Source organism: Glutamicibacter sp. St.4D3 (assembly GCF_059728615.1).
This window is the reverse complement of record NZ_AP039380.1, coordinates 211,992-236,546: the sequence shown is the minus strand read 5'-3', so window position 1 is coordinate 236,546 and position 24,555 is coordinate 211,992. Positions and strand designations below refer to the sequence as shown.

Here is a 24,555-nt window from a genome sequence, read left to right as displayed (position 1 = left end):
CAGACGGCAGGGGCCGGAAACGGCGGCGCTTCGAAGATCGGCGAGCCCGCCGTTCAGATGCATGCGACAACGGCCAACACGGCCCACCGCGGCCCTAGGGTCTGCGTTCAATACTGTTGGATGCAGGCAAGTCAGGTCAAGCCCCACGGTCTTTTTTGCCCCCGATCCCGTTCCCACCAGAACGCTTTTTGCCCTTGTGCCATGCAGTGCCAGGGGCGGGGATGTGAAATTCCTCGCCTCCCCGCCCCCGCGCCCCCGCATTGCGCCCGCCTTCGGCGTTTAGCCGCGAATCAGGCCGTGCGGGTCAAGCACGAATTTTTGTGCCGCCCCCTCGTCGAAGGCCGCGTACCCGGCCGGGGCCTCATCCAGGGAAATGGTCGTTGCGTTCACGTTCCTGGCAATGGACACCTTGTCGGCCAGGATCGCGTGCATCAGCCCGCGGTGGTACTTCATCACCGGGCACTGTCCGGTGACGAAGGTGTGGGATTTGGCGAAGCCCAGGCCGAAGCGCATCGACAGCGAACCGACCTTCGCCGCCTCATCGGCGGCACCCGGATCCCCGGTGACGTACAGCCCCGGGATCCCCAGGTGGCCACCGGCGCGGGTGATCTCCATCAGCGAGTTCAGCACCGTGGCCGGCTGCTCGGTGGCCGCCTCGTGGCCGTGGCCGCGGGCCTCGAACCCGACCGCGTCGATCCCGCACTCCACCTCCGGCACGCCCAGGATCTGTTCTATCTGCTCACCGGGGTCGCCCTGGGAGACGTCCACGGTTTCGCAGCCGAAGCTGCGGGCCTGGGCCAACCGGTCGGCGTTCAGGTCCCCGACGATGACCACCGCGGCGCCCAGCAGCTGGGCGGAGGTGGCGGCGGCCAGTCCCACCGGGCCCGCGCCGGCCACGTACACGGTTGATCCCACACCCACCCCGGCGCCCACGGCCCCGTGGTACCCGGTGGGGAAAATGTCCGAGAGCATCGCCAGGTCCAGGATCTTCTCCATCGCCTGGTCGCGGTCGGGGAACTTCAGCACGTTCCAGTCCGCGTAGGGAACGAGCACGTATTCGGCCTGGCCACCCACCCAGCCGCCCATGTCCACGTACCCGTAGGCGGAGCCGGGACGGTCCGGGTTCACGTTCAGGCAGATGCCGGTCTTGCCTTCCTTGCAGTTGCGGCACCGTCCGCAGGAGATGTTGAACGGCACCGAGACGACGTCCCCGACCTTGACGAACTCGACGTCCCGCCCCACCTCGATGACTTCACCGGTGATTTCATGCCCGAGCACCAGGCCCGAGGGGGCGGTGGTGCGTCCGCGCACCATGTGTTGGTCCGAACCGCAGATGTTGGTGGCGATGGTTCGCAGGATCACCCCGTGCTCCACCTTGCGTCCGACGTTGTCTGGGTGCACCCCGGGCCCGTCGCGCAGGACGAATTCCGGATAGGGGGTGTCGATGACCTCGACCTTGCCCGGTCCTGCGTAGCTCACTGCCTTGTTTCCCACCTGAGAACCTCCGCTTTGTTAAATATAAGTTGGATAAATGAGTCCAACCTAGCAACAGTGTGCTCTGCGTCACAGGGGGTGTCAAGGGTGAGCTCCGCGGACTGGTCGACCTACGTCTCCTCGTCCAGCCGCTCATCCAGGATGCTGCGCGCCCTCCCCTGCAGGATCTGCAGGCATTGACCAATCAGCGGGGAGTCCATGCTGCCGCGCCGCGCGGCGGCGACGATGCGTCGGGTGGGGCGTCCTGGCCCGGTCAGTCGCAGCCTGCGCACATTTTCATGCCCACCGATGGGTGCCAGCCGCGGCAACAGGCCCACCCCGAGCCCGGCACCGACGAAGGCGATCATGGTCTCCCACTCCAGGGACTCGTGGGCAATGCGCGGGGTGGCGCCCACCGCGGTGAAGGCCGCCGTAAACAGCGCCCGGTAGGTGGATCCGACGGTGTCGGTAATCCAGGGCTCGGAGGCCAGCTCCTCCAGGCGCACCGAGACCCGCTCGGCCAGCCGATGCCCGGCCGGGACCAACACGTCCAGCGGATCGTTGAGCAGGAACGTCTGCTCAAAGCGGGGGTCCTCCTCCCCCACGGTGTCTGCCTGCATGGCCACCACGACCGCCAGGTCAATGCGTTCGGCCACCAGCAGCTCGTAGCAGCGTGCCGGGCTGGCCTCGATCAGGCGCACCGCCAGGGCGGGCCGGGTTTCGCGCAGCGCGGCGGCCAGCGGGGCCAGCAGCTGCGCGGCGGCACTGGAGAACCCGCCCAAGCCAAACTGCGCCGGCACCTGCTCATCGGCGCGCAGGGCCGCGGCGCGCAGCCCCTCCCACTGCGCGACCAGGTCATCCGAACCCGCCACCAGGTGCCGACCGGCCGCGGTGAGCCGCACGCCCCGCCCGTCACGGACCAGCAGCTCAATGCCCAGCGAGCGCTGCAGCTCACGCAGCTGCGCGGAGACCGCCGACGGGGAGTAGCCGGTGAGCTCGGCCGTGGCCGCCACGGTGCCGCAGGTGGCGAACACGCGCAGCGTGTGGAGACGGGCATCGATCATGCGGATATTGTGCACGATGATCGGCAGTTTTTTGCGCTTTTATTGCACTTTCACAGCATCTAATGTGATCGGTACAACATCCGTTCACGTTGCGGTCCCCGCGACACCGCGGCCGCTGACAGGCTCCCCTTCCGCCCCCCTTCCAAGGAACCGCCCATGTCTGTTTCGATGAATGCGCCGCGCACGGCCCGCGGCAGCCTTGCCACCGCCCTGCCGGCCGGGCAGCTGGAGGAAATACGCCAGCTCTTCGCCCGGCGCCGCTCGGGGTATTCGCTCAATGCGCCGTTCTACACCGACCCGGCCCTCTTCGCCCTGGACATGGAGGGGATCTTCGGCACCCAGTGGCTCTACGCCGCCAGTGTCGCGGAAATCCCGGAGCCCGGGGACTACATCACCGTGGACTTCGGCCCCAGCTCGCTGATCATCCTGCGCAAGGACGACGGGCAAATCAACGTCCTGCACAACGTGTGCCGACACCGCGGCGCGCGGGTGCTGACCGAGGCCTCCGGCTCGACCGGCAACCTGGTGTGCGGCTACCATTCCTGGACCTACTCCCAGGACGGGGAACTGATTCACGCCTCGGCCCCCGGGGAAGTGGATTTCGACAAGGGCTGTTTCGCGCTGAAACGGGCACACAGCAGGGTTTATGCCGGACTGATCTTCGTCTGCCTGTCCCCCGAGCCGCCCGAGGACTTTGACCGGGCCGCGGCCGTCTTCGAGCCCTACCTCGCGCCCCATGACCTGTCCCGCACCAAGGTGGCCTACCAGCAGAACATTGTTGAGCAGGGCAACTGGAAACTGGTGATGGAGAACAACCGCGAGTGCTACCACTGCGATGGCCACCCGGAGCTGGCCTGCGCGCTCTTCCCCACCTGGGGCCTGAATGAGAGCACGGTGCCGCCGCACCTGGTCGAGGTCTGGGACCGGAACCAACAGGCGCAGGGCGCACTGGAGGAACGCTGCCGACGCTATGGGCTGCCCTATGCGGTCATCGAGGAGTTGGATACCCGGGTGGCCGGGTTCCGCGTCTCGCGCGAACCGTTGGACGGACAGGGCGAATCCTTCTCGCCCACCGGGCGCCGGCTGTCCAAGAAACTGCTCGGCGACCTCCCAGATTTCCGCCTCGGCCGCTGCTCGCTGCACATTCAGCCCAACAGCTGGTTCCACCTGCTTGCTGACCACGTCATCACCTTTGCGGTCTTCCCCATCAACGAACACCAGACCCTGGTGCGCACCACCTGGCTGGTGGCCGACGACGCGCAGGCCGGGGTGGATTACGAGGTGGAGTCCCTGACGCACACCTGGAAGCAGACCAACCTGCAGGACAAGGCCTTCGTGGAGTTGTGCCAGGCCGGTGCCGCCAGTCCCGCCTACGAGCCCGGGCCCTACATGAAAAGCGAGTACCAGGTGGAGGCGTTCATCAACTGGTACGTGCAGCGGATGCGGGAGCATCTGGCATGACGGTCACCACCACGAGCATCCGCGCCTCCGGCATCCAGCGCATCCGCGGCCTGGAGATGCCCTGGAACCGGATGCTGCGGGCCACGAACCAGGCCGCCGGTGCCGCCCGCGCCCTGAGCCCATGGCACCCGCAGGAATTCAGCGCCGAATGCGTGGAAACGATCCCCGAGGCCGGGGGCATGATGACCTTCGTCTTCCGCCGCACCGACGGGGCCCCGCTGGCGTTCCGCTCCGGCCAGTACCTGAACATCGCCTTTCCCGTTCACGGGGAAGGCCAGGAACCGGTCGACCGGAACTATTCGATTTGCAGTGCGCCCACCGAACCATGGACCTTTAACATCACCGTCAAGCGCGAGGAACAGGGTCTGGTCTCCCCGTGGGTGCACCGGCACGTGCGCCCGGGCACCGTGCTAGAGATGCTCGGCCCGATTGGCGCCTTCCACCTGCCCGACGCCGAGCGCCGCGCGCGCTTTCTCTTCCTGGCCGCCGGGGCGGGCATCACCCCGATCATCTCCATGGTGCGCACCATCCACGCCCTGCCCGGCCAGGCCGACGTCGTGGTGCTGTACCACGGAGCCGAACCCGGCGGGTTCGGATTCGCCAAGGAACTGGAGTACATTGCGGCGGTCGATGAACGCATCACGGTGTACTACTCCCTGGGGGACCGCTCCGTGCCCGGGGACTGGGAATGGATGCTGGGACGGCTGACCTGCCACATGATTGAGCAGGTGGCCCCGGACGCGAACGGCCGCCACGTCTATGCGTGCGGCCCAGAGGGGTACCTGAACAACGCGGCCCAATTGCTGCTGGAGGTGGGGGTTGACGACACCTCCATCCACATGGAGTTCTTCTCGGGGGGCCGGCAGACCCGCCTGGAATACCAGCAGGAGTTGGCATATGCCGAGGACCTGGCCGGGGAAATGGCCGAGGCGCCCGAATCCCAATTCGAACAGCAGAACCTAAGCCTGTACGACCCGGCGCCAGCCACGCCGCCGGGAAACCCGCCCGGCGCCCTGCCCACGGAGGAGGGCGGGCGTGGTTCCGCATCGGATGCGGCGCCCGGGCCGCCACCGGACCTTGGCGGCACACCGCCCACGGACCCCCAGGAGTTTGCCACCGTCGGGGAAGGCAGTTTGACCATGTCCTTCCTCAAGTCCGGCCTGAAGGTGCGCATCGACCCCGACCAGCGGATTTTGCCGGTCGCCAAACAGGCCGGGGTGCGCATCGGGGCCAACTGCCAGGAGGGCATGTGCGGCTCCTGCAAGGTCATCAAGCTCTCCGGTGAGGTGGACATGAACCACCAGGGCGGGATCCGGGCCCGGGAAATCGAAGCCGGAAAATTCCTGCCCTGTTGCTCCACCGCGAGCACGGACCTGGTCATCGATGCCTGATCCGGTCCGTACCCCCGATCCTCGCGGGAGGACAACAGGGTCGGATGGCAAACGAAATCGTTTGTCGAACATTCTCTCGTAGTGGCGCCAAACCTCTATCACACCACGTCGGTGACGCTATCAGCCTCTCAAGGTTGTTTCACGTGGAATCGGCGGTCGCCCTCCCACGCAAGCGCCGGCACCCCGGGCGTCGCATGGGGAGCTAGAACAGGGTGGAGGGTTGCCGCGCGCCGTTCGGGTTTTCCAGCTGCAGCAGGATCCGCTTGGCCTGCAGCCCGCCCAGGTAGCCGCCCAGCGAACCATCGGTACGCAGCACCCGGTGGCAGGGCAGCACAATGGGCAGCGGGTTGGTGGCGCAGGCCGACCCCACGGCCCGTACGGCCGCAGGCTTTCCGATGCGTTCGGCCATTTGCCGGTAGCTCAGGGTGTGTCCGTAACCGATGTGGCCCAGTTCCAGCTGGACCCGGCGCCGGAATTCGGTGGAGAGCCGCAGATCCAGCGGCAGGGTGAAGCTGGTGCGGTGGCCGCTGAAGTACTCCTCCAGCTGCCGGGCCGCGGTGTCCAATGCGCCCGGCGAGCGCAGGATCCGGGCACCCAGGCTTTCGCTGAGCTGTTCCAGCACGCGCTCGTGCTCCTCCGAGGCGAAGGCCACCCGCACCAGCCCGGCCTCCGTGGCGGCCACCAACAGTGGACCCAGGGGCGACTGCACGATCCGGTACACCGCATCGGTAAGGTGCTCCCGGTGGGCGGCCTGCTCCAGCCGGTCGTGCAGGCTGGCCAGGAGGCGCTGCTCAGCGGCGGTCGGCGGGGTGTTCAGCGGGGCGGTGCCATCAAGCTGACTCATGGTTTTCCTCCAGTTGCTGATCCGGCGTCCATTCGGCGTCGCAGATTGCTGATCCCGTCGGCGGCGGCGCGCCGCGCTGCTTCCGGGGTTCCGGAAAGAATCTGGGAGATCTGCCGGTAGTCCAATCCACCCAAATAGCGGTACGCAACGACCAAGCGTTGTTTTTCCGGCAACTGCTTGACCAGCTGCCACAGCTCCAGGTTTTCGGCCCGGCCTTCTGGCCCGGCCTCCGTCGAGTGGGCGTGTGCGACGGGGTCGGTCTCCAGATCCTCGCCGCGGTGGCGGCGCAGCTCATCGATGGCCTTGCGGTGGGCGATGCGCACCAGCCAAGCCTGGACGTTGGCCTCCGGATCCAGTTGCGGGTAGGCCCGCAGGGCGGCCAGGAAGGTTTCCGACCAGGCGTCCTTGGCGCGGTGTTCATCCAGCAGGGAGCGGCACACGCGCAACACGCTCAGTCCGTGGGCCTGCACGATCTGTTCGAATGGCTGCTTCATGGTGCTCCTGGTGATTGGCTCTCACCATGTAAACGTGGCGGGACAGCTTTTCGTGAGGTCTTTGACCGGATTTCCTGCGACCACCCACCGGGCGGTGGCGGCTGGCCCTGTTCCTAGACCACGACCGGGTCACCGTCGCGCAGGGCCAGTTCCAGTTCGCGCAGTTCGCCCAGGTCCAGGGGCACCACTTCCCCGTTCTCCACGCCCTGGGGCAGGCGGCGTCCGAGCAGGGTGTCGCGGATGATGCGCATGGTCGCCCCGTGGCTGACACACAGGATGCGCTGCTGGGGGTGGGTGGCGGCCAGCTGGAGCAGGGCCGGCACTGCCCGGCGCAGCACGGCCGAACGAGGTTCGGCCTGCTCCATCAGCTCCTGCACCAGGTCCTCATCCAGCTCCGAGCGGCACTGCCCCTCCAGTGGCCCGAATCCGCGCTCCACCAGTTCCGGCACCGGCGGGCCGGTGCGGGCCCCAAGGGTCTTGGCAATGATCTGCGCGCTTTCCTGGGCGCGGCCCAGCGGGGAGGCCAGGACCACATCCCAGCCCTCATCGGCCAGCCGGGCGCCGACCGCGCGCGCCTGTTCCCGCCCGGTCGCGTTGAGCGGGATGTCCGTCTGCCCCTGCAGCCTGCCTGCCAGGTTCCAGTCGGTTTGTCCGTGTCGAACCAAAGCCAGTGCACCATTCATACTTCTTGAGTCTAGCCAGTACTGCCGGTGGCGCTGAATCCCCCGGGGTGCGGATGGCCGGATGGGGCCTGTGACGCGCCGCGCAATCTTTCGACGCACAACTTGGGTCACATTCACACATGTTGAGACACTGGGGGTAACCATCCCGAGCGGCCGAGAGATCTGGTTCGATGACGCCGCAGCAACCTGCCACAGCCGGTGGATACGGTGCTACCGCCAGAAACGATGGAGCTGTCTTCGGCCGTAGGGCCAGTGCAGTGAAGACAGACATTGATTCCGGGATATTGCCTTGATGGCCCTCCCGGCCAATGCCGCGGTGGGCCGGAAGACGAGCCGATAAGGAGTCACGCCACCATGGCCGACCACAAGTTTGGATTCCGCACCCGTGCCCTGCACGCCGGCGGAACCCCCGATGCCGAACACGGCGCCCGCGCGGTGCCGATCTACCAAAGCACGTCCTTCGTATTCAAGGACACCGATGATGCGGCGAACCTGTTTGCGCTGCAGAAGTACGGGAACATCTACTCCCGCATCGGCAACCCGACAGTGGCCGCCTTCGAGGAGCGCATGGCCTCCCTGGAGGGCGGGATCGGCGCGGTGGCCACCGGTTCGGGCATGGCGGCGGAGTTCATCACCTTTGCCGCGCTGGCCCAGGCCGGAGACCACATTGTCGCCTCTGCGAAGCTCTACGGCGGGACCATCACCCAGCTGGATGTCTCACTGCGCCGCTTTGGCATTCAGACCACCTTCATCGACTCCAACGACCCGGCCGATTTCGAGGCCGCGATCGGGTCGAACACCAAGGCGGTGTACACCGAGGTGGTTGCCAACCCCTCCGGGGACATTGCCGACCTGGCCGGGCTGGCGGCGGTGGCGCACCGCCACGACATTCCGCTGGTGGTCGATTCGACGCTGACCCCGCCCTACCTGTTGCGTCCGATCGAGCACGGCGCGGACATCGTGATCCATTCGGCGACCAAGTTCATTGGCGGCCACGGCACCACCCTGGGCGGGGTGGTCATCGAATCGGGCACCTTCAACTGGGGCAACGGGAAGTTCCCCACCATGACCGAGCCGGTACCCAGCTATGGGAACGTCTCCTGGTGGGGCAACTTCGGGGAGTACGGGTTTTTGACCAAGCTGCGCAGTGAGCAGCTGCGCGATTTCGGCCCCTCCCTGCCGGCGCAGTCCGCGTTCCAGCTGCTGCAGGGCGTGGAGACCCTGGCCCAGCGGATGGACGCACACCTGGCCAACGCCCAGCAGGTCGCCCAGTGGCTGGAGGCCGATGACCGGGTCAGCTATGTGAACTATGCGGGCCTGGCCTCCCATCCCCAGCACGAGCAGGCGCGCAAGCTGCTGCCGCTGGGTGTGGGTTCGGTCTTCAGCTTCGGAATCAAGGGCGGCCGGCAGGCCGGGGCCAAGTTCATCCAGGCCCTGCAGCTGGCCAGCCACCTGGCAAACATCGGTGATGCACGCACCCTGGTGCTGCACCCGGGGTCCACCACCCACCAGCAGCTGAGCGAGGAGCAGCTGCAGGCGGCCGGGGTGCCGCAGGACCTGATCCGCCTGTCGGTGGGCCTGGAGGATGTCGAGGACATCATCTGGGACCTGGACCAGGCACTGAGCGCCGCCCAGCAGCCGGAGCCGGAGCACCAATTCGAGATGCCGTCCTATGACGCGGCGGCCTGCGCCGTGCCGGCCGGGAAGGGAGCGAACTAATGAGCACCGCACTACGCACCTGGCAGGGCCCCAGCGCCGCGCAGCGCCTCCAGATCCTGCGCGAGACCACCTCGATCGCGATCGTGGGGGCCTCGAACAAGCCCTCTCGGGCCAGCTACTTCGTGGCCACCTACCTGCTGTCCTCCTCAAACTACCGGGTGTACTTCATCAACCCGGTGGTGGACGAGATCCTGGGCCAACCGGTCTACAAGTCGCTGGCGGACCTGCCCGAGACCCCCGACCTGGTCGAGGTCTTCCGCAAGCATGATGACCTGCCCGGGGTGCTGGACGAGGCCCTGGCCGTGGGGGCCAAGACCCTGTGGCTGCAGCTGGGTTCCTGGCACGAGGAGGTGGCTGAGCGCGCCGAGGCCGCAGGGCTGAATGTGGTCATGGACCGCTGCGTGAAGATCGAACACGCCCGCTTCCACGGCGGGCTGCGCCTGGCCGGGTTCAACACCGGGGTGATCTCCTCCAAACGCCAGCTGCTGGCCTAGCGCTTGCCCGCTGCCCCCGCCACGGCAGGCTGCGGCCAGGCGGGGCGGCGGGCCCGGCAAATAGTGATTGACAAATATCAATCGGATCGGTGACGATAGACAAATCACCGACCCGAGGAGTGCGCCATGGGCGCCAAGCCATTCGCCGCGATCCGCCTGCTGCGGCCCTTCGCGCGCCGCGACTACACCGTGTTGGCGTGCGCCCTGGTGCTCTCCACCCTGGCCCACGGCATGTGGGCGGTGGCCATGGTCTACCAGGTGCGCCAGCTCGGCGGCGGTCCGGTGCAGCTCTCCAGCGTCGCCACGGCCACCTCGCTCGGCCTGATTGGCCTGGTGCTGCTGGGCGGGATCGCTGCCGACAGGTACTCCTGCCGCAAGATCCTGCTGCTGGTGGAAACCGCCTCACTGCTGGTGATGAGCGCCACGGCGGCGCTGGCCCTGACCCACAGCCTGCAGCTGTGGCACCTGGTGCTGGCCGGATTCCTCTCCGGGGCCGGGGCCGCGTTCTTCTATCCGGCCTATTCGGCACTGTTGCCGCGAATGCTGCCGGCCGCCGAGCTGCTGGCGGCCAACGGCATCGAGGGCACGGTGCGCCCGGTGGTGCAGACCGCGTTGGGTCCGTTGGCGGCCGGGGTGCTGGTGGCCTCGGTTTCCCCCGCCCACGCGATTGCCGGGATTTCGGTAACCCACGTGGCGGCCCTGCTGACCCTGCGCCGCATTTCCCATGCCTCGGCCTATGACCGGCCCGCCGGCGGCAGCGGGCAGCAGGCCGGGGGCGGCATCATCCACCAGCTGCGGGAGGGCGTGGGCTACACGGTGGGCACCCCGTGGCTGCGCTGGACGCTGCTGTTCGCGGTGGTTGCGGTCTTCACGTTCATTGGGCCCTTCGAAGTACTGCTGCCCTTCGAGGTCAGCGACCGGCTGGGCGGGGACGCGACGGACTTCGCCTCCGCACTGGCCGCCTACGGCGTGGGCTGCGCCCTGGGGTCAATGGCCACCGCCACGCTGCGCATGCCCCGGCGCTACCTGAGCATCATGATGGCCTGCTGGGGTTTTGGCTCCCTGCCGCTGGTTGCCGTGGGCTTCGTCCCGGCCCTGTGGTGCCTGGTGATCCTGCTGTTCATCGTGGGGCTGACCGACGGGATTGGGCAGGTCACCTGGGGCACGCTGCTGCAGCGGCGGGTGCCGGCGCACCTGCTCGGCAGGATTTCCAGCCTGGACTTCTTCGTCTCCCTGGCCCTGATGCCGGTCTCTATGGCCGTCACCGGACCGCTGAGCCAGCTTGTTGCGCCGCGGGAGATCTTCATCTTCGCGGGCCTGGCCTCCCCGGTCTTTGCCGTCATCGCCTGGTGGTGCGGCCGCTTCTGGCGGGACGAAATCGCCCACCCGCTGGACGAGGGCGCCCCGGAGCCAGTGGCCCCGCAGGGCGAATAAGAGCCCCAAAGCACAGATAAGCAAACATAACGCCAACTTTTGTCCCCCAAATGTCTTGACGATGCCACACAAACAGGCATAAAGTCATACAAACACAGATCGCTGTGGGTCAGCTCACGCACATGGGAGGCAGGAATGTTCGCCGAAGAGAGACACCGGCTCATCACCGAAGCGGTGGAAACACACGGGAAGGTCTCCGTCGCGGAACTCTCCGAACGTTTTGCCATCACCCGCGAAACCGTCCGGCGGGATTTGGCGCTGCTGGAAACCGACGGCCTGCTGCGCCGGGTGCACGGCGGGGCGGTCGGACTGGCCGCGGCCAGCACCCGGGAGCAAAGCCACAGCGACCGCAGCACCCTGCACGCCGAGGCGAAGCAGGCCATCGCCCAGGCCGCACAACAGCTGCTGCCCTCCGCGGGCGGTTCGATCATGCTGGATGCCGGCACCACCACCGCCGAGCTGGCCGGCCTGATCGCCCAGCAGGGTGGCGAGGACACCTTGGTGATCACCCACGCCCTGCCAATCGCCGCCCGCATCAGCGCGAACCCGCAGCTGGCACTGGAATTCATTGGCGGACGGGTTCGGGGACTGACCAGTGCGGCCACCGGGGCCGGAACCGTAACAGCCTATGCGCGGCTGCGGGCGGATTTGGCCTTCGTGGGCACCAACGCCCTACACGCCGATTTCGGCCTCAGCACCCCCGACCCGCTGGAGGCCAGCGTCAAGGCCGCCATGGTGGCCAGCGCCCAGCGCGTGGTCGTGCTGGCCGACGCGACGAAACACGACGAACTGACCCTGGTCCAGTTCGCCACCCTGGACCAGGTCGACACCCTGGTCACCGACCGCGCGCCAGCCGGCGCACTGGCGGCCGCCCTGGAGGCGGCCGACGTGGACGTGGTGCTGGCATGATCCTCACCCTGACCATGAACCCGGCCCTGGACCAGACGGTGGAGCTAAGCTCCGCGCTGGCCCCGGGACAGGTGCAGCGCGCCGCAGCCAGCAGGGTGCAGGCCGCCGGCAAGGGCGTGAACGTTGCCCGTGCCATTGCCCAGGCCGGCCAGCCGGTGCTGGCCGTACTGCCCGGGGCGGCCCACGACCCGCTGGTGCGGGCGCTGGAAGCCGACGGGCTGCCGCACCGGATCATCCCCATCGACCAGCCATTGCGCACCAACATCACAATCACCGACCCGGACGGGACCACCACCAAGATCAACGAGCCGGGCCCCGCACTGGACGCACCAGCTCTGGAACAGGTCACCGAGGTGCTGTGCGAGCTGGGCGCCTCGGCCCGCTGGGTGGTGCTGGCCGGGTCCCTGCCGCCGGGAGTCGCCCCGGATTTCTACGCCCGGCTGTGCGCCACCCTGCGCAGCAGGCTCGCCGACCGCACCCCACGCATCGCGGTGGATACCTCCGGCGCCCCGCTGGCCAGCCTGTTTGCCTTTGATGCCAACCACCTGCCGGATCTGATCAAGCCCAACGCCGAGGAGTTGACCGAACTGATCGCCCAGGATTCGGCCCTGGGGTTCGAGCAGTCCCCGACGGAGGCGGCCCGCGCCGCCGGCTACCTGGTGCAGCGCGGGGTGGGCACCGTGCTGGCCACCCTCGGCGCGCAGGGTGCCGTGCTGGCCACCACCGAGGGCTGCTGGCTGGCCCGGCACGCGCCGGTGATCCCGCGCAGTACGGTCGGGGCCGGGGACTCGGCCCTGGCGGGGTACTTGATCGCAGAATCCACCGGTTCGGACCCGGCCGGAAGCCTGGCCCACGCGGTGGCCTACGGCTCGGCGGCCGTCGCCCTGCCGGGTTCCACCATCCCCTCCCCCACCCATCTCACCGCCGACGCGGTCAGCGTCGACGGACCGTTCTAAGTCAAGGATGCAGCCATGACCGAACTGATCAACCAGCACCTGGTGAGCCTGGACACCTACCTGGGTTCCAGCACCGACCAGGTCATTGACGAGCTGGCCGCGCTGGTGGCCAGGCAGGGCCGGGCCAGCGACGCCGTGGCCCTGGCCGCTGACGCCAAGGCCCGGGAAGCGAAGACGGCCACCGGGGTTCCCGGCGGCATCGCCATCCCGCATTGCCGCTCGGCCGCCGTGACTGCGCCAACGCTGGCGATGGCCCGCCTGGCCCCGGCAGTGGACTTCGGGGCCAAGGACGGACCGGCGGACCTGGTGTTCTTCATCGCCGCCCCGGAAGGGGCGGACAAGGACCACCTGAAGCTGCTGTCCACCCTGGCCCGGGCCCTGGTGAAAAAGTCCTTCACCACGGCGCTGCGTGAGGCCCGCGAGCCAGGACAGGTCGTGGAGCTGATCGACGGGGTGCTTTCCGGGACCCCGGCCCCGGCAGCGCCCGCCGCGCCGGCCCCACAAACCCCCAGCACCGCACCGGAAGCCGCTGGCGCCCAGCAGGAGTCCGGCGCACGCATCGTGGCGGTCACCGCCTGCCCCACGGGCATCGCCCACACCTATATGGCCGCCGATTCGCTCGCACAGGCCGCCGAGGAGATGGGGGTGGACTTCGCGGTGGAAACCCAGGGATCCTCCGGCTCCACGGCCCTGGACCAGCAGGTCATTGACCGCGCCGACGCGGTGATCTTCGCCGTGGACGTCGATGTGCGCGACCGCTCCCGCTTCGCGGGCAAACCGGTCATCCAGGTGCCGGTCAAGCGCGGCATCGACGAGCCGGAAGCGTTGCTGCGCCAGGCCATCGCGACCGCCACCGACCCCGCGGCGCGGCGGGTTCCGGCCGGCACGCCGGAAGGATCCGGGCATCAGGACCCGCGCGGTGGCCAGCGAGAATCATTCGGTGCCGGGCTGAAGCGGGCCCTGCTGACCGGGGTGTCCTACATGATCCCCTTCGTCGCCGGCGGCGGGCTGCTGATCGCCCTGGGCTTCCTGCTTGGCGGCTACGACATCACCGACGTGGCCGATGACATCCTGGGAACGAACACGCTGTTCAACCTGCCCGCGGGAGGGCTGAGCGCCTACCTGGGGGCGGTGGCGTTCAAGATCGGTTCGCTGTCCATGGGCTTTCTGGTCCCCGCGCTGGCCGGGTACATTGCCTACGCCTACGCCGATCGGCCGGGCATCGCCCCGGGCTTCACGGCCGGCGCCGTCGCCGGGTTCATGGGCGCCGGGTTCCTGGGTGGCATCGTTGGCGGGGTGATCGCCGGTCTGGCCTCCCGCTGGATCAGCTCCTGGAACGTGCCCAAGTGGGCCCGCGGGCTGATGCCGGTGGTCATCGTGCCGCTGCTTGGCTCCATCATCGCCTCCGGGCTGATGTTCCTGTTCCTGGGTGGCCCCATCGCCCGGCTGACCGACGCGTTGAACCTGTTCCTCTCCTCAATGAGCGGCACCGGGGCCGCGCTGCTGGGGCTGATCCTGGGCCTGATGATGGCCTTTGACCTGGGCGGGCCGGTGAACAAGGTGGCCTACGCCTTCGCCGTGGCGGGGCTGGGCACCGGCTCGCTGGAGAACCCGGCCCCCTGGATGATCATGGCCGCGGTGATGGCCGCGGGCATGGTGCCGCCGCTGGCCATGGCCCTGGCCACGCTCATCGCCCCGAAGCTGTTCAGTCCGGCCGAGCGGGAGAACGGCAAGGCGGCCTGGCTGCTGGGCGCGGCCTTCATCTCCGAGGGAGCGATTCCCTTCGCCGCCGCGGACCCGCTGCGCGTGATCCCCGCGTCCATGGTCGGCGCCGGGATCACCGGGTCGATGGTCATGGCCTTCGACGTGGTCAGCCAGGCCCCGCACGGCGGGATCTTCGTCTTCTTCGCGATGCAGGGCAGCTGGCCCATGTTCCTGGTCTCCACAGTGCTCGGCACGATCGTCTCCGGCCTGCTGGTGGTGGGACTGAAGAAGTATGTGCGCAAGGGCGCACCGGTCAAGACGGAGGTGGCGGCATGAGCCGGCAACAATCCCAGATAGTGCACGGTGTAGGGGTCAGCGCGGGCCGCGTGATCGGTCCGGTGCGCCGGATGCCCGCACCCCTGGCGGCCCCACCCGAGGGCGCCCCGCTGCCCGAGGGCAGCAGCGTCGAGGAGGAAACCGCGCGGCTGGCCGAGGCCACCGGGCGGGTGGCCCAACGGCTGAAGGAGCGCGCCGCGCTGGCCACCGGCGACGCCCGCGCGGTGCTCAAGGCGACCGCGCTGATGGCGGCGGACAAGACCCTGCTCAAGTCGGCCAGTGCCCTGGTCGCCTCCGGAACCCGCGCGGAATCGGCGATCTGGGAGGCCGCCGACGCGGTCGCCACCCAGCTCAGCGCGCTGGGCGGGTACATGGCCGAGCGGGCCACGGACGTGTTGGATGTGCGCGCCCGCATCGTCGCCGAGCTGCGCGGGGAACCGGCGCCGGGCATCCCGGACGAACGGCAGCCCTTCGTGCTGCTGGCCGAGGACCTGGCCCCGGCCGACACCGCCACCCTGGACCCCTCACGGGTGCTGGCCCTGGTGACGGCCGAAGGCGGACCGCAGTCCCACACCGCGATCATCGCCAGGTCGCTGGGGCTGCCGGCCGTCGTGGCCGCCCGGGACAGCCAGCGGCTCGCAGAGGGGCAGGAGGTATTCGTGGACGGGGTCAGCGGACAGGTGATCCCCGACCCGGGGCAGGCCCAGCGGCAGCTGTCCGAGGCCTACGCCCGGCGCGAGCCGCTGCCGGCCTTCGACGGCGCAGGTCGCCTGGGCGACGGCACCGCGGTGGCGCTGCTGGCCAACGTGGGCAGCGGCTCCGATGCCCGCAGCGCGGCCGCCGCCGGGGCCGAGGGGGTCGGGCTGCTGCGCACCGAATTCTGCTTCCTGGGGCGCGACAGCGAACCTGAGCACGCCGAGCAGGTCGCCGCCTACCAGGCGGTGTTCCAGGCCTTTGAGGGACGCAAGGTGGTGGTGCGAACCCTGGACGCCGGGGCGGACAAGCCGCTGCCGTTCCTGACCGACACCGCCGAACCGAACCCTGCCCTGGGGGTGCGCGGCTACCGCACCGACTCCTCCGTTCCCGGGGTGCTCGCCCGGCAGCTGGCGGCCATCGCCGAGGCATCCCGGTCCAGCACGGCCCAGGTGTGGGTCATGGCCCCGATGGTCTCCACCGCCCAGGAAGCGGCCGACTTCGCTGCCCTGGCGGCGCAGGCGGGCCTGGACACCAGCGGGGTGATGGTGGAAGTGCCCTCCGCGGCGCTGCTCGCCGCCCCGATCCTGCAGCGCTGCGACTTCGTGTCGATCGGCACCAACGACCTGACCCAGTACACGATGGCCGCCGACCGGCAGCTGGGCGCGCTGGCCGCCCTGAACGACCCCTGGCAGCCGGCGGTGCTGCACCTGGTGCAGGCCACGGCGCAGGGCGCACGCAGCAGCGGAGGCAAACCCGTGGGCGTGTGCGGTGAGGCGGCCGCCGACCCGGCCCTGGCCGTGGTGCTGGTCGGGCTGGGAGTCGCCTCCCTGTCCATGAACCAGCGCGCCCTGCCGGCGGTCGCCCAGGTGCTGCGCGGCGTGGACTCGCACACCGCGCGCCGCCTGGCACAGCTGGCGCTGCATGCCGCGTCCGCCGCCGAGGCGCGACAGCTGGTGCGCGCCGAGCTGCCGGACCTGCAGCGCTTCGGCCTCTAGCGCCCGGCACCGCGCCGGCCAGCGGAAACCAGGACCAAGCAGCACGCCCAAGCCCTACCGAAAACACCACCGATTACCATTTCACCGAAGGAGTCATCATGGCAGAACGTATCGCCACCATTGCCAGCCGTGTGGGCCTGCACGCCCGCCCGGCCGCGATCTTCGCCGAGGCCGCCGCCGAGCAGCCCGTCGAGGTCACCATCGCCCTGGAGGGCGAACCCATCGAGGAGGCGCTGGACGCCTCCAGCATCCTGTCCCTGATGGGCCTGGGCGCCGAACACGGAACCCGGGTGGTGCTGCGGGCCGAAGGCGAAGGTGCCGAACAGGCGCTGGAGACACTGGCCGCAGTACTGGAAACCGACCACGACGCCCAGTAGGGGCCCGCGCCGCCGGCCCCAGCGGTACGGCACAGATCACCCTGTGAAATCGCCACGCGGTGCGCGTGGCGATTTCACTTTGTCCCGGGTCCGGAGCACAGTGGAAGGATGCGTTTGTTCAACCGTCGGCGGCACCGGATGGTGGCCGCCGCCCTGCTGCTGCCGCTGCTGGCCGGGTGCGCAAACCCCGGATCCGATCAGGAGCCGGCCCCGCAGGAGCAGGCGCCGCAGCAGGTGGACTGCCAGCAGGTGGCCTGCGTCGCGTTGACCTTCGATGACGGTCCGGGAGAGTACACCGACCGGCTGCTTGATGAACTGGGCGAAGCCCAGGCCCCGGCCACGTTCTTCGTGCTGGGAAAGAATGTGGGGCACTACCCGCAGGCGCTGCAGCGCCTGGTGGCGGAGGGCCACCAGGTCGGTTCGCACAGCTATGACCACAAGGACATCACCAAGCTGACCCGTGAGGGAATCGAGCATGAGGTGCAGTGGACCGATGAGGCCGTCCAGCAGGCCGCCGGGGTGACGCCCGAGGTGTTCCGTCCGCCGTACGGCGCCAACGGGGTGGTCTACAACCGGCTGATTCCCACCCCCTTGCTGTTGTGGGACGTGGACACGCTGGACTGGAAGCACCACGACCCGAAGAAAACCGTGAAGATCGCCATGCAGGAGGTCAGCCCGGGGTCGGTAATCCTGATGCACGATATCCACGAGACCTCGGTGGACGCGGTGCCCGAGCTGGTGCAGCAGCTGCGCGAGGCCGGGTATACCCTGGTGACCGTGCAGGATCTGTTCGCCCACGCGGAGTTCGAGCCCGGAGCCGTCTACACGAAGCTGAAGACCCCGGCCAGCGCCGGGCCCTCCCCCAGCGCCCCGGCCGATTCCCAGTAATCGCCGGTCAGGGGGCCTGCTGCGCGTACTGCTTCAGGCGCGCCAGCATCGTTTCGTCGCTGGCCTGCACGTGTTCGGCAAAGCGCTCGCATTCCTGGACCGTCAGGTCCGGGTCGATGATCATCACCTGCAGGATCACCCGGGTGTCGGCGCCCAGCGCGGTGAGGTCAAAACGGTAGGACAGCGCGTCGGTATCCTCCGAGGAGTACAGGACCAGGGTGTTGGGCTCCACCAGGTCGTGGATGACGAACTGCCGTGAACGGCCCGCCACCTGGTAATCCAGCAGGGTGCCCACCCGCGGAGGGTCCTGGCTGGCGTCCATGTAGCTCACCTGCGGCATCCACAGGTTCGCCGACCCCCAGTCGGTCAGCAGCTCCCAGACGCGGTGCACCGGCAGGTGGATGGTTTCCACGCTTTCGAACACAGTGAACTGACTCATACGCGCATCGTGCCATGGGTGGCCCGGAATGTGAATAGCTCCACGAGCCGGGGGCGGGAGCCGGTGGGGCCCGGCTACCAGCCCTCTTCGTCGTCCGCCTCGGAAATCCCCAGCTCCGGTTCCTGTTCCGCGTCAAAGGTGTGCCACGCTTCGGTGAAGTCGGCAATCGCGTCCAACTCGTCCAGCTGGTCGGAGTCCAGCACTTCCTGGGCCTCGGGCAGGTTCAGGATGGTGCTCACTGCATGGAACGGGTGGCGTTCGAAGAAGTCCAGGGGCGTGACCTCCGGGTTGAAGGTCAGGTCCTCGGTCTGGGCGAACAGGTCGATATAGCGCTCCACCGCGGATTCCAGCCGGGTCAGGTTGATGCCGGTCAGGGATTCGTTGTAGATCTCAGCAGTGGCATCAGCCCACTGCTCAATGAGCTCCTCGCTCATCTGTGCCATTGTTCTCCGCCTCGGGGTCGCTGTGGTGGTTCGTAGCAATTCATCTTATGACGCACAGCCGGAGCTGTCATGCCGATTCTCCGTGATCTATCTCCACCCCCGGCCACGATGGCGGGCAGGGAATTTGCCGTGGCGCGACCCGGCGAGCATGCCGGAACGAACCCGGTTTTTCCAGGTCAGGTCGTGCCAGGCAGGGACTTGGGGTGTGCACCGAGGGCCCGGGCACGACCGGAGGCGCTGCCCAACCGGCTGGCAAGAGCCAAAACTTGGCGGTAGCTGGCGATCTGCTGGCGACCGTGGCCAGGGTGGAGCGCCTCACGCAGACTGGGGGCATGACACCTACACCGCTCAAGGCCCTCATCCTGGTCTGCACGCTCACCCCCTCCCCGAAGCCCTCCAGCAGTGACCTGCTGGCCCGGCAGGTCGCCGAGGAATTGAAAAAGCACCACGTCGAAAGCCAGCTGCTGCGGGTGGTCGACCACGACGTCAAACCCGGGGTGCTCACCGACATGGGCCCAGGTGACGCCTGGCCGCAGATCCGCAAGACCATGCTGGAATCAGACATCCTGGTGATGGCCGCCCCCATCTGGGTGGGCCACCCGGCCAGCCCGGCGCAGCGCGTCCTGGAACGGCTGGACGCCGAGTTGTCGGAAACCGATGAGAAGGGGCGTCCAATTCTCTTTGACCGCGTCGCCCTGGTTGCGGTGGTGGGCAACGAGGACGGTGCCCACCATGTGGTGGCGGAGCTTTCCCAGGGGCTGGCCGAGGTGGGCTTCAGCCTTCCGGCGCAGGGCTCCACCTATTGGGTGGGCGAGGCCATGCACACCGTGGACTACCAGGATCTGGAACAGACCCCGGAGGTGACCGCGAACGCCACCTCCATCGCGGTGCGCAACACCGCGCACCTGGCTCGGCTGCTGCGGCAGAACCCCTACCCCGCGCCCCCGCAGGATTAGCGGACACCGTCGCAGGCGCCCCGTTGACGGCGGCCGCCCTGGGCAGGGCAATGGCCGGCACCCCTGGGGTGCCGGCCATCCTGCGCGGCAACCGGGCGGGTCCGGCAGCCGACGGAGACTAGTCGTTGAGCAGGTCGTAGCGCACGATCGTCTGGTCGCGGTCCGGGCCAACGCCGATGGCCGAGATCCGGGTGCCGCTCATGGCCTCGAGCGCCAACACGTAGTTGCGCGCGTTTTCCGGCAGGTCCTCCAGGCTGCGGGCCCCGCTGATGTCCTCGGTCCAGCCGTCGAAGTACTCGAAAATCGGCTTGGCGTGGTGGAATTCGGTCTGCGTCATCGGCATTTCGTCGTGGCGCACCCCATCCACGTCATAGGCCACGCAAACCGGAATCTTCTCGATGCTGGTCAGCACATCCAGCTTGGTCACGAAGTAGTCGGTGAAGCCGTTCACGCGCGAGGCGTGGCGGGCCATGACCGCGTCGTACCAGCCGCAGCGGCGCGGACGACCGGTATTCACGCCGAACTCGCCGCCGGTCTTCTGCAGGTATTCGCCCATCTCGTCAAACAGTTCGGTGGGGAACGGCCCGGCACCCACACGGGTCGTGTAGGCCTTGATGATGCCGATGGAGCGGTTGATCCGGGTGGGGCCAATGCCCGAGCCCACGGACGCACCGCCGGCGGTCGGGTTGGAGGAGGTCACGAACGGGTAGGTGCCGTGGTCAACATCCAGGAACGTGGCCTGGCCGCCTTCCATGAGCACCACCTTGTCCTCATCCAGGGCCTTGTTCAGTTCATAGGTGGAATCGATGACCAGTGGACGCAGGCGCTCGGCGAAGGACAGGAAGTACTCGACGATTTCCTCGACGGTCACCGCACGGCGGTTGTAGACCTTGACCAGCAGTTCGTTCTTTTGACGCAGCGCGCCTTCAACCTTCTGGCGCAGGATTGATTCATCGAACACGTCCTGCACCCGGATGCCCAGGCGGCCGATCTTGTCCATGTAGGTGGGCCCGATGCCGCGGCCGGTGGTGCCGATGGCCCGCTTGCCCAGGAAACGCTCGGTGACCTTGTCCATGGTCTGGTGATAGGGGGCCACCAGGTGGGCGTTGGCCGAGACCCGCAGGCGTGAGGTGTCCGCCCCGCGGGCTTCCAGCCCGTCAATTTCCTCGAACAGGGCCTCGAGGTTCACCACGCAGCCGTTGCCGATGATCGGGGTGGCGTTCGGGGACAGGATGCCGGCGGGAAGGAGCTTGAGCTCATACTTCTCACCGCCAACAACCACGGTATGCCCGGCGTTGTTGCCGCCGTTGGGCTTGACCACGTAGTCGACCTTGCCACCGAGCAGATCGGTGGCCTTCCCCTTGCCTTCGTCGCCCCACTGGGCGCCGACGATCACGATTGCTGGCATGGGATCCTCCCCCTTGCGTAAAGCAGTGGTACCGGCGTGCTTCGCGCCGCCCCGGCACGGTGCCGGGCAAAAATATACCCCTTGACGCACTTACAGGACCATGGGTCCACCATAAGAGTTCAGGGGGCTCTTACAACCAAAGTTTAGCGAACCGGTAGGTTATTCTCGAGCTCGTTGCCGTGTGCCGTCATGTGTTCTGCCTGCGCCGGCTCCGCCAGCAGGCCCGGACCCGGATCCGGAACTAGAAAAGCTGCATCAAACGCGGGACATCCCCTCGCTCCGTGGCCGGGTGCCCGTAGTCACGGGCACGTTTGCCGATCACCACGGCCAGGACAAACAGCAGCAGCGCGGCTGGCCAGCCCAGCGGATCAAAGAGGCCCAGGAACCCCACGCTTCCAAGGATGAGCGTGTTCCTGCGGTAGACCCGGGCCACCTGCGGGGCGCAGCCCAGAATATGCCCCCGCACCGTCATCCGGTACGCCAGCACGATTCCGCCAAGCAGCAGCAGCCCGGGCAGTTGGAACAGCACCGAATGGCTCAGCAGGACCACCAGGCCCGCGCCGGCGAACAGCAGCACCTCCAGGGCTCCACCCACGGTACTGCTGCGCATTCTTCCTCCAAAGATCGACACCGCGCACCCCCGCGGTGTCCGGTTCATCGGCCAGCGTGGTGCATAAGAAGGCGATGTTACTGCATCGTCCTGGAGGTTGGGCAATGCTGCCCCCCGCTGGACCGCGCGGGGCCGCGCGGCCGGCCTTGGGCCGTGATCCGCCGCGGAGAGTACACCAGCACACCCAGCGCCAGCCCAATCAGCGCCACCCCCAGCCATCCAACGACGCCCAGGTGTTCGCCCACAATCAGCACGGCCAGCACGGCGGCCACCGCCGGTTCCAGCAGGGTGATGGTGGTGGCGGTGCTGGCGTTGACCCGCGAAAGTCCCACCCCGAAGAGCACATACCCCAGGAACATCGGGACCAGGCTCAAATACAGGCCCACCCAGGTGTTCACCGCCGAAGCCAACAGCGGCGCGCCGGTCAGCAGCAGCACCGGCATCAGCAGCAGCCCGCCGGCACTGAACACCGACCCCACCGCCGCGCGGCGCTCGACGCCGCTGCCCATCAGCCGGCCCACCACCCAGGAGTACAGCGCGTAGCTGGCCCCGGCCAGCAGACCCAGCAACACGCTGGCCACGACCTGCTGCTGCCCGGCCTGGTCACCGGCGCTGCGGGCCAGGCACAGCAGGACGCTGCCGGCTACCCCCACGGCCACGGCCAGCCACCACCGTGCCCGCAGGGGGTGTCCGTCAAAAATCCGTTCCAGCACTCCGGAGAGCACCGGCGCGGAGCCCAGGGAGATCACCGTTCCCAGGGCCACCCCGCCCAGATGCATGGAGGAATAGAAAGCGAGCGGATACACGAAGACCGCCAGCGCGCCGGCGGCGAGAAGCCCACCGCGCCGACGCAGCTCCGAGCGTTGCCGGCGCAGCTGGGGCAGGGCAATCATCCCCTGCAGCAGTCCGCCAATGCCCAGGGACGCCGCCCCAATGGCCAGCGGGGAGACGCCCTGGGCGAAGCTCGCCGCGGTCCCGGTGGTTCCCCACAGGATCGAGGTGACCACCAGGGCCAGGATGCCGGGGGCCGCGGCGCGGCTCACCGGGACTCCACCCATCCGGCGATGATCCGGCGCGCCGCCACCAGGCGCTGGTCGCTGCCTTCCAGGCCGGCCCGGGCCATGGCACCCTCCAGCAGGTAGGAGATCTGTTCGGCCAGCGCAGCGGCCCGCCCCGGGTCCTGCGTGCCCAGGTGCCCGCGCAGGAGGATTTCAACTTCGGCCTTGTGCCGGGCCACGGCGGCACGACCAGGGTGGCCGACGGGCAATTCGGCCGCCGCGTTGAGCAGGCCGCACCCGCGAAAACCGTGCGCGTAGGCCATGTGCGCGTGGTCCAGGTACGCGTCCACCACCGCCAGCACCCCGGCCTGCGCCCCGCGCTGGCGGCCCAAGCGTTCACGGTAGAGCTCCAGCCACTGCTGGTGGCGCCGCTCAAGGTAGGCGGCGACCAGCTCGGCCTTGGACCCAAAGTTGTTGTACAGGCTCATTTTCGCCACCCCGGCACCCTGGATGATCCCGTCGATGCCGGTGGCGGCGATCCCGTTCGCGTAGAAACGCTGCGCCGCTTCCTGCAGCAGCCTCTCCCTGGCACTGATCCGTGGGGACATCATCCACCTCCACTAGACAGACTAGTCTAGAACCTGTGGTGGCCCAGGAACTATGACGGCCCGCGGCGACGCGTCCGCAATCAGGCGCAAATCCCCCAGCAACGGATGCTCCTGACCGAACCAGCAGATCTCCACCTGCTCCACGAACCCTGCCTCATGCCACAGCAGCACCTGCGCCGCGCCGGGGACCTCATCGATCTGCGCATCGAGAGGTAACGGGTTTTCCACTCCCGCCGGCAATGGGGCCGCAGCGCCCCTTCTGGTCAGGACCAGGCACTGGCCGCAGTGCGGGGCGGCTTCGACAAGGCAGGCGGCAAACTGGCTGGCCAGGATCGAACTCAGCGCGGGCAACGCGGCCACGACCTCCCGCAGGAACCTGTGCTGGGCCGCGACCTGCTCATCGGACGCATGCCCCTGCCCCTGACCACCTCTGGGGCGCTGGCCCCGGGGCTCCTTCATGTGCCGGTCACCGGTTGGCGCAGGATGGTGCGCAGTTTATCCGGCGCACTGCGCCGGATATCGCTCAAATAGATTTCGTGATGCCGCCCGGTCAGCCGCAGGCCGGCATCCGCTGCGTGGGCATGCAGCTGCCCCATCACCCCGCCCTCGTCATCGAACGAACCCACATGCAGGGTCTGCAGACACGTTCCCTCCTCCAGTCGTTCCAGACGCACCTGATCCAGCAGCGGACTGGCGCCGCTGGCCCCAATTTGCTGGCGGGCCAGGTCCAGCAGGGACGCATTGATCCAGTCCGGGACCATGGTCATCAGTGTCCACAGCCATTGGGACTTGTCCCGCCGGACGGTAAAGGCCCCCATGTCCTCGGCCCACCACAGCCCCTCCAGGGGCATGACAACATAGTCCCGCCGCAGTTCGTTCTTGCTGTGGAACTTGAGTTTGTAGGCCAGCGGAAATAGGGCCCCGATGCCCTGCGCAAAGCGATGGGAGGTGTTCGGGTCACCGTGCCCGTCAATCATCAGGTACTGCAGGGCGGGCACCGCAATCCGCTGGACGCGTCCGCGCGGCGCACGATACGCCTCGATCTGCCGCTTGAAGTCCACCTTCGCTCCCACTGCGGCTCACCCCTCCCCGTCATGGGCGCACGGCCCTGAATCCTGGTGTCCAGACTACCCAGGTCACCTATCCCAGCGGCAGGGGGGCTAATGCGCAGGGCG

General features: G+C 68.2%; 25 protein-coding genes and 1 riboswitch. Of the genes, 12 read left to right on the top strand and 13 right to left on the bottom strand.

Annotation, left to right across the window (positions count from 1 at the left end; translation table 11 throughout):
• Positions 1 to 279: 279 nt before the first annotated feature.
• Positions 280 to 1,494, bottom strand: coding sequence for a formaldehyde dehydrogenase, glutathione-independent (gene fdhA, locus AC6I21_RS01185; protein WP_138925495.1), 1,215 nt, complete (start codon positions 1,492 to 1,494; stop codon positions 280 to 282).
• Between the two features lie 110 nt (positions 1,495 to 1,604).
• Positions 1,605 to 2,537, bottom strand: coding sequence for a LysR family transcriptional regulator (locus AC6I21_RS01180; RefSeq protein WP_497762943.1), 933 nt, complete (start codon positions 2,535 to 2,537; stop codon positions 1,605 to 1,607).
• 156 nt (positions 2,538 to 2,693) lie between these two features.
• On the opposite strand from AC6I21_RS01180, the gene AC6I21_RS01175 reads away from it, so the two are divergent.
• Positions 2,694 to 3,998: an aromatic ring-hydroxylating oxygenase subunit alpha gene (locus AC6I21_RS01175; protein WP_497762942.1), complete on the top strand. Its 1,305-nt coding sequence runs from the start codon at positions 2,694 to 2,696 to the stop codon at positions 3,996 to 3,998.
• Positions 3,995 to 5,389, top strand: a complete 1,395-nt coding sequence (locus AC6I21_RS01170) for a flavin reductase family protein (protein ID WP_497762941.1) — start codon at positions 3,995 to 3,997, stop codon at positions 5,387 to 5,389. Before AC6I21_RS01175 ends, AC6I21_RS01170 begins: the two co-directional genes overlap by 4 nt.
• A 202-nt stretch (positions 5,390 to 5,591) precedes the next feature.
• On the opposite strand, the gene AC6I21_RS01165 is transcribed toward AC6I21_RS01170, so the two are convergent.
• The 3 genes from AC6I21_RS01165 to AC6I21_RS01155 form a co-directional block, all read right to left on the bottom strand.
• A complete protein-coding gene (locus AC6I21_RS01165) occupies positions 5,592 to 6,233 on the bottom strand; it encodes a methylated-DNA--[protein]-cysteine S-methyltransferase (RefSeq protein WP_497762940.1) in 642 nt (213 codons plus the stop codon).
• Positions 6,230 to 6,727 carry an RNA polymerase sigma factor gene (locus AC6I21_RS01160; RefSeq protein ID WP_497762939.1) on the bottom strand — a complete coding sequence of 166 codons (498 nt, stop codon included), beginning with the start codon at positions 6,725 to 6,727 and terminating at the stop codon, positions 6,230 to 6,232. The genes AC6I21_RS01165 and AC6I21_RS01160 overlap by 4 nt, the downstream gene beginning before the upstream one ends.
• A gap of 113 nt (positions 6,728 to 6,840) precedes the next feature.
• A complete protein-coding gene (locus tag AC6I21_RS01155) occupies positions 6,841 to 7,410 on the bottom strand; it encodes a histidine phosphatase family protein (RefSeq protein WP_497762938.1) in 570 nt (189 codons plus the stop codon).
• Positions 7,411 to 7,547: 137 nt separating this feature from the next.
• A riboswitch (SAM riboswitch) is annotated at positions 7,548 to 7,642 on the top strand.
• A 122-nt stretch (positions 7,643 to 7,764) separates the two neighbouring features.
• Between AC6I21_RS01155 and AC6I21_RS01150 the strand changes: the two genes are divergently transcribed.
• From AC6I21_RS01150 to AC6I21_RS01110, 9 genes are all read left to right on the top strand, one after another.
• Entirely contained in the window at positions 7,765 to 9,129 is a 1,365-nt protein-coding gene (locus AC6I21_RS01150) for an O-acetylhomoserine aminocarboxypropyltransferase/cysteine synthase family protein (RefSeq protein ID WP_138174531.1), read from the top strand.
• Complete coding sequence (locus AC6I21_RS01145; RefSeq protein WP_138925489.1) at positions 9,129 to 9,623, top strand: CoA-binding protein; 495 nt, start codon at positions 9,129 to 9,131, stop codon at positions 9,621 to 9,623. The genes AC6I21_RS01150 and AC6I21_RS01145 overlap by 1 nt, the downstream gene beginning before the upstream one ends.
• Positions 9,624 to 9,749: 126 nt before the next feature.
• A complete protein-coding gene (locus tag AC6I21_RS01140; RefSeq protein WP_497762937.1) occupies positions 9,750 to 11,057 on the top strand; it encodes an MFS transporter in 1,308 nt (435 codons plus the stop codon).
• Between the two features lie 135 nt (positions 11,058 to 11,192).
• Positions 11,193 to 11,966, top strand: coding sequence for a DeoR/GlpR family DNA-binding transcription regulator (locus AC6I21_RS01135; RefSeq protein WP_497762936.1), 774 nt, complete (start codon positions 11,193 to 11,195; stop codon positions 11,964 to 11,966).
• The gene (locus tag AC6I21_RS01130) at positions 11,963 to 12,922 is read left to right on the top strand and encodes a 1-phosphofructokinase family hexose kinase (protein ID WP_497762935.1); all 960 of its coding nucleotides are present in this window, start codon (positions 11,963 to 11,965) and stop codon (positions 12,920 to 12,922) included. Before AC6I21_RS01135 ends, AC6I21_RS01130 begins: the two co-directional genes overlap by 4 nt.
• 15 nt (positions 12,923 to 12,937) lie before the next feature.
• Entirely contained in the window at positions 12,938 to 14,962 is a 2,025-nt protein-coding gene (locus tag AC6I21_RS01125) for a PTS fructose transporter subunit IIABC (protein WP_497762934.1), read from the top strand.
• Positions 14,959 to 16,653: a phosphoenolpyruvate--protein phosphotransferase gene (ptsP, locus tag AC6I21_RS01120; RefSeq protein ID WP_497762933.1), complete on the top strand. Its 1,695-nt coding sequence runs from the start codon at positions 14,959 to 14,961 to the stop codon at positions 16,651 to 16,653. Before AC6I21_RS01125 ends, ptsP begins: the two co-directional genes overlap by 4 nt.
• A gap of 98 nt (positions 16,654 to 16,751) precedes the next feature.
• Entirely contained in the window at positions 16,752 to 17,030 is a 279-nt protein-coding gene (locus AC6I21_RS01115) for an HPr family phosphocarrier protein (protein ID WP_138925484.1), read from the top strand.
• Positions 17,031 to 17,144: 114 nt separating this feature from the next.
• Positions 17,145 to 17,918: a polysaccharide deacetylase family protein gene (locus AC6I21_RS01110; protein WP_497762932.1), complete on the top strand. Its 774-nt coding sequence runs from the start codon at positions 17,145 to 17,147 to the stop codon at positions 17,916 to 17,918.
• 7 nt (positions 17,919 to 17,925) lie between these two features.
• Here the strand turns inward: AC6I21_RS01110 and AC6I21_RS01105 are convergent, their stop codons facing one another.
• Together AC6I21_RS01105 and AC6I21_RS01100 are read right to left on the bottom strand one after the other, a co-directional pair.
• Complete coding sequence (locus tag AC6I21_RS01105) at positions 17,926 to 18,357, bottom strand: SRPBCC family protein (RefSeq protein ID WP_497762931.1); 432 nt, start codon at positions 18,355 to 18,357, stop codon at positions 17,926 to 17,928.
• 74 nt (positions 18,358 to 18,431) lie between these two features.
• Positions 18,432 to 18,800, bottom strand: a complete 369-nt coding sequence (locus tag AC6I21_RS01100) for a hypothetical protein (protein WP_138925481.1) — start codon at positions 18,798 to 18,800, stop codon at positions 18,432 to 18,434.
• A gap of 332 nt (positions 18,801 to 19,132) precedes the next feature.
• Here AC6I21_RS01100 and AC6I21_RS01095 point away from each other — a divergent pair, with 332 nt between their 5' ends.
• A complete protein-coding gene (locus AC6I21_RS01095; protein WP_497762930.1) occupies positions 19,133 to 19,756 on the top strand; it encodes a flavodoxin family protein in 624 nt (207 codons plus the stop codon).
• Between the two features lie 118 nt (positions 19,757 to 19,874).
• On the opposite strand, the gene AC6I21_RS01090 is transcribed toward AC6I21_RS01095, so the two are convergent.
• The 6 genes from AC6I21_RS01090 to AC6I21_RS01065 form a co-directional block, all read right to left on the bottom strand.
• Entirely contained in the window at positions 19,875 to 21,164 is a 1,290-nt protein-coding gene (locus AC6I21_RS01090) for an adenylosuccinate synthase (RefSeq protein ID WP_138174555.1), read from the bottom strand.
• A gap of 241 nt (positions 21,165 to 21,405) precedes the next feature.
• Positions 21,406 to 21,774: a hypothetical protein gene (locus AC6I21_RS01085; RefSeq protein WP_497762929.1), complete on the bottom strand. Its 369-nt coding sequence runs from the start codon at positions 21,772 to 21,774 to the stop codon at positions 21,406 to 21,408.
• 77 nt (positions 21,775 to 21,851) lie between these two features.
• Complete coding sequence (locus tag AC6I21_RS01080) at positions 21,852 to 22,817, bottom strand: DMT family transporter (protein ID WP_497762928.1); 966 nt, start codon at positions 22,815 to 22,817, stop codon at positions 21,852 to 21,854.
• Positions 22,814 to 23,383, bottom strand: coding sequence for a TetR/AcrR family transcriptional regulator (locus AC6I21_RS01075; protein ID WP_497762927.1), 570 nt, complete (start codon positions 23,381 to 23,383; stop codon positions 22,814 to 22,816). The genes AC6I21_RS01080 and AC6I21_RS01075 overlap by 4 nt, the downstream gene beginning before the upstream one ends.
• 18 nt (positions 23,384 to 23,401) lie before the next feature.
• Positions 23,402 to 23,839 (bottom strand): hypothetical protein, encoded by a 438-nt coding sequence (locus tag AC6I21_RS01070; RefSeq protein WP_497762926.1) that lies wholly within the window; start codon positions 23,837 to 23,839, stop codon positions 23,402 to 23,404.
• Positions 23,836 to 24,453, bottom strand: a complete 618-nt coding sequence (locus AC6I21_RS01065) for a GyrI-like domain-containing protein (RefSeq protein ID WP_497762925.1) — start codon at positions 24,451 to 24,453, stop codon at positions 23,836 to 23,838. Before AC6I21_RS01065 ends, AC6I21_RS01070 begins: the two co-directional genes overlap by 4 nt.
• Positions 24,454 to 24,555 lie beyond the last annotated feature (102 nt).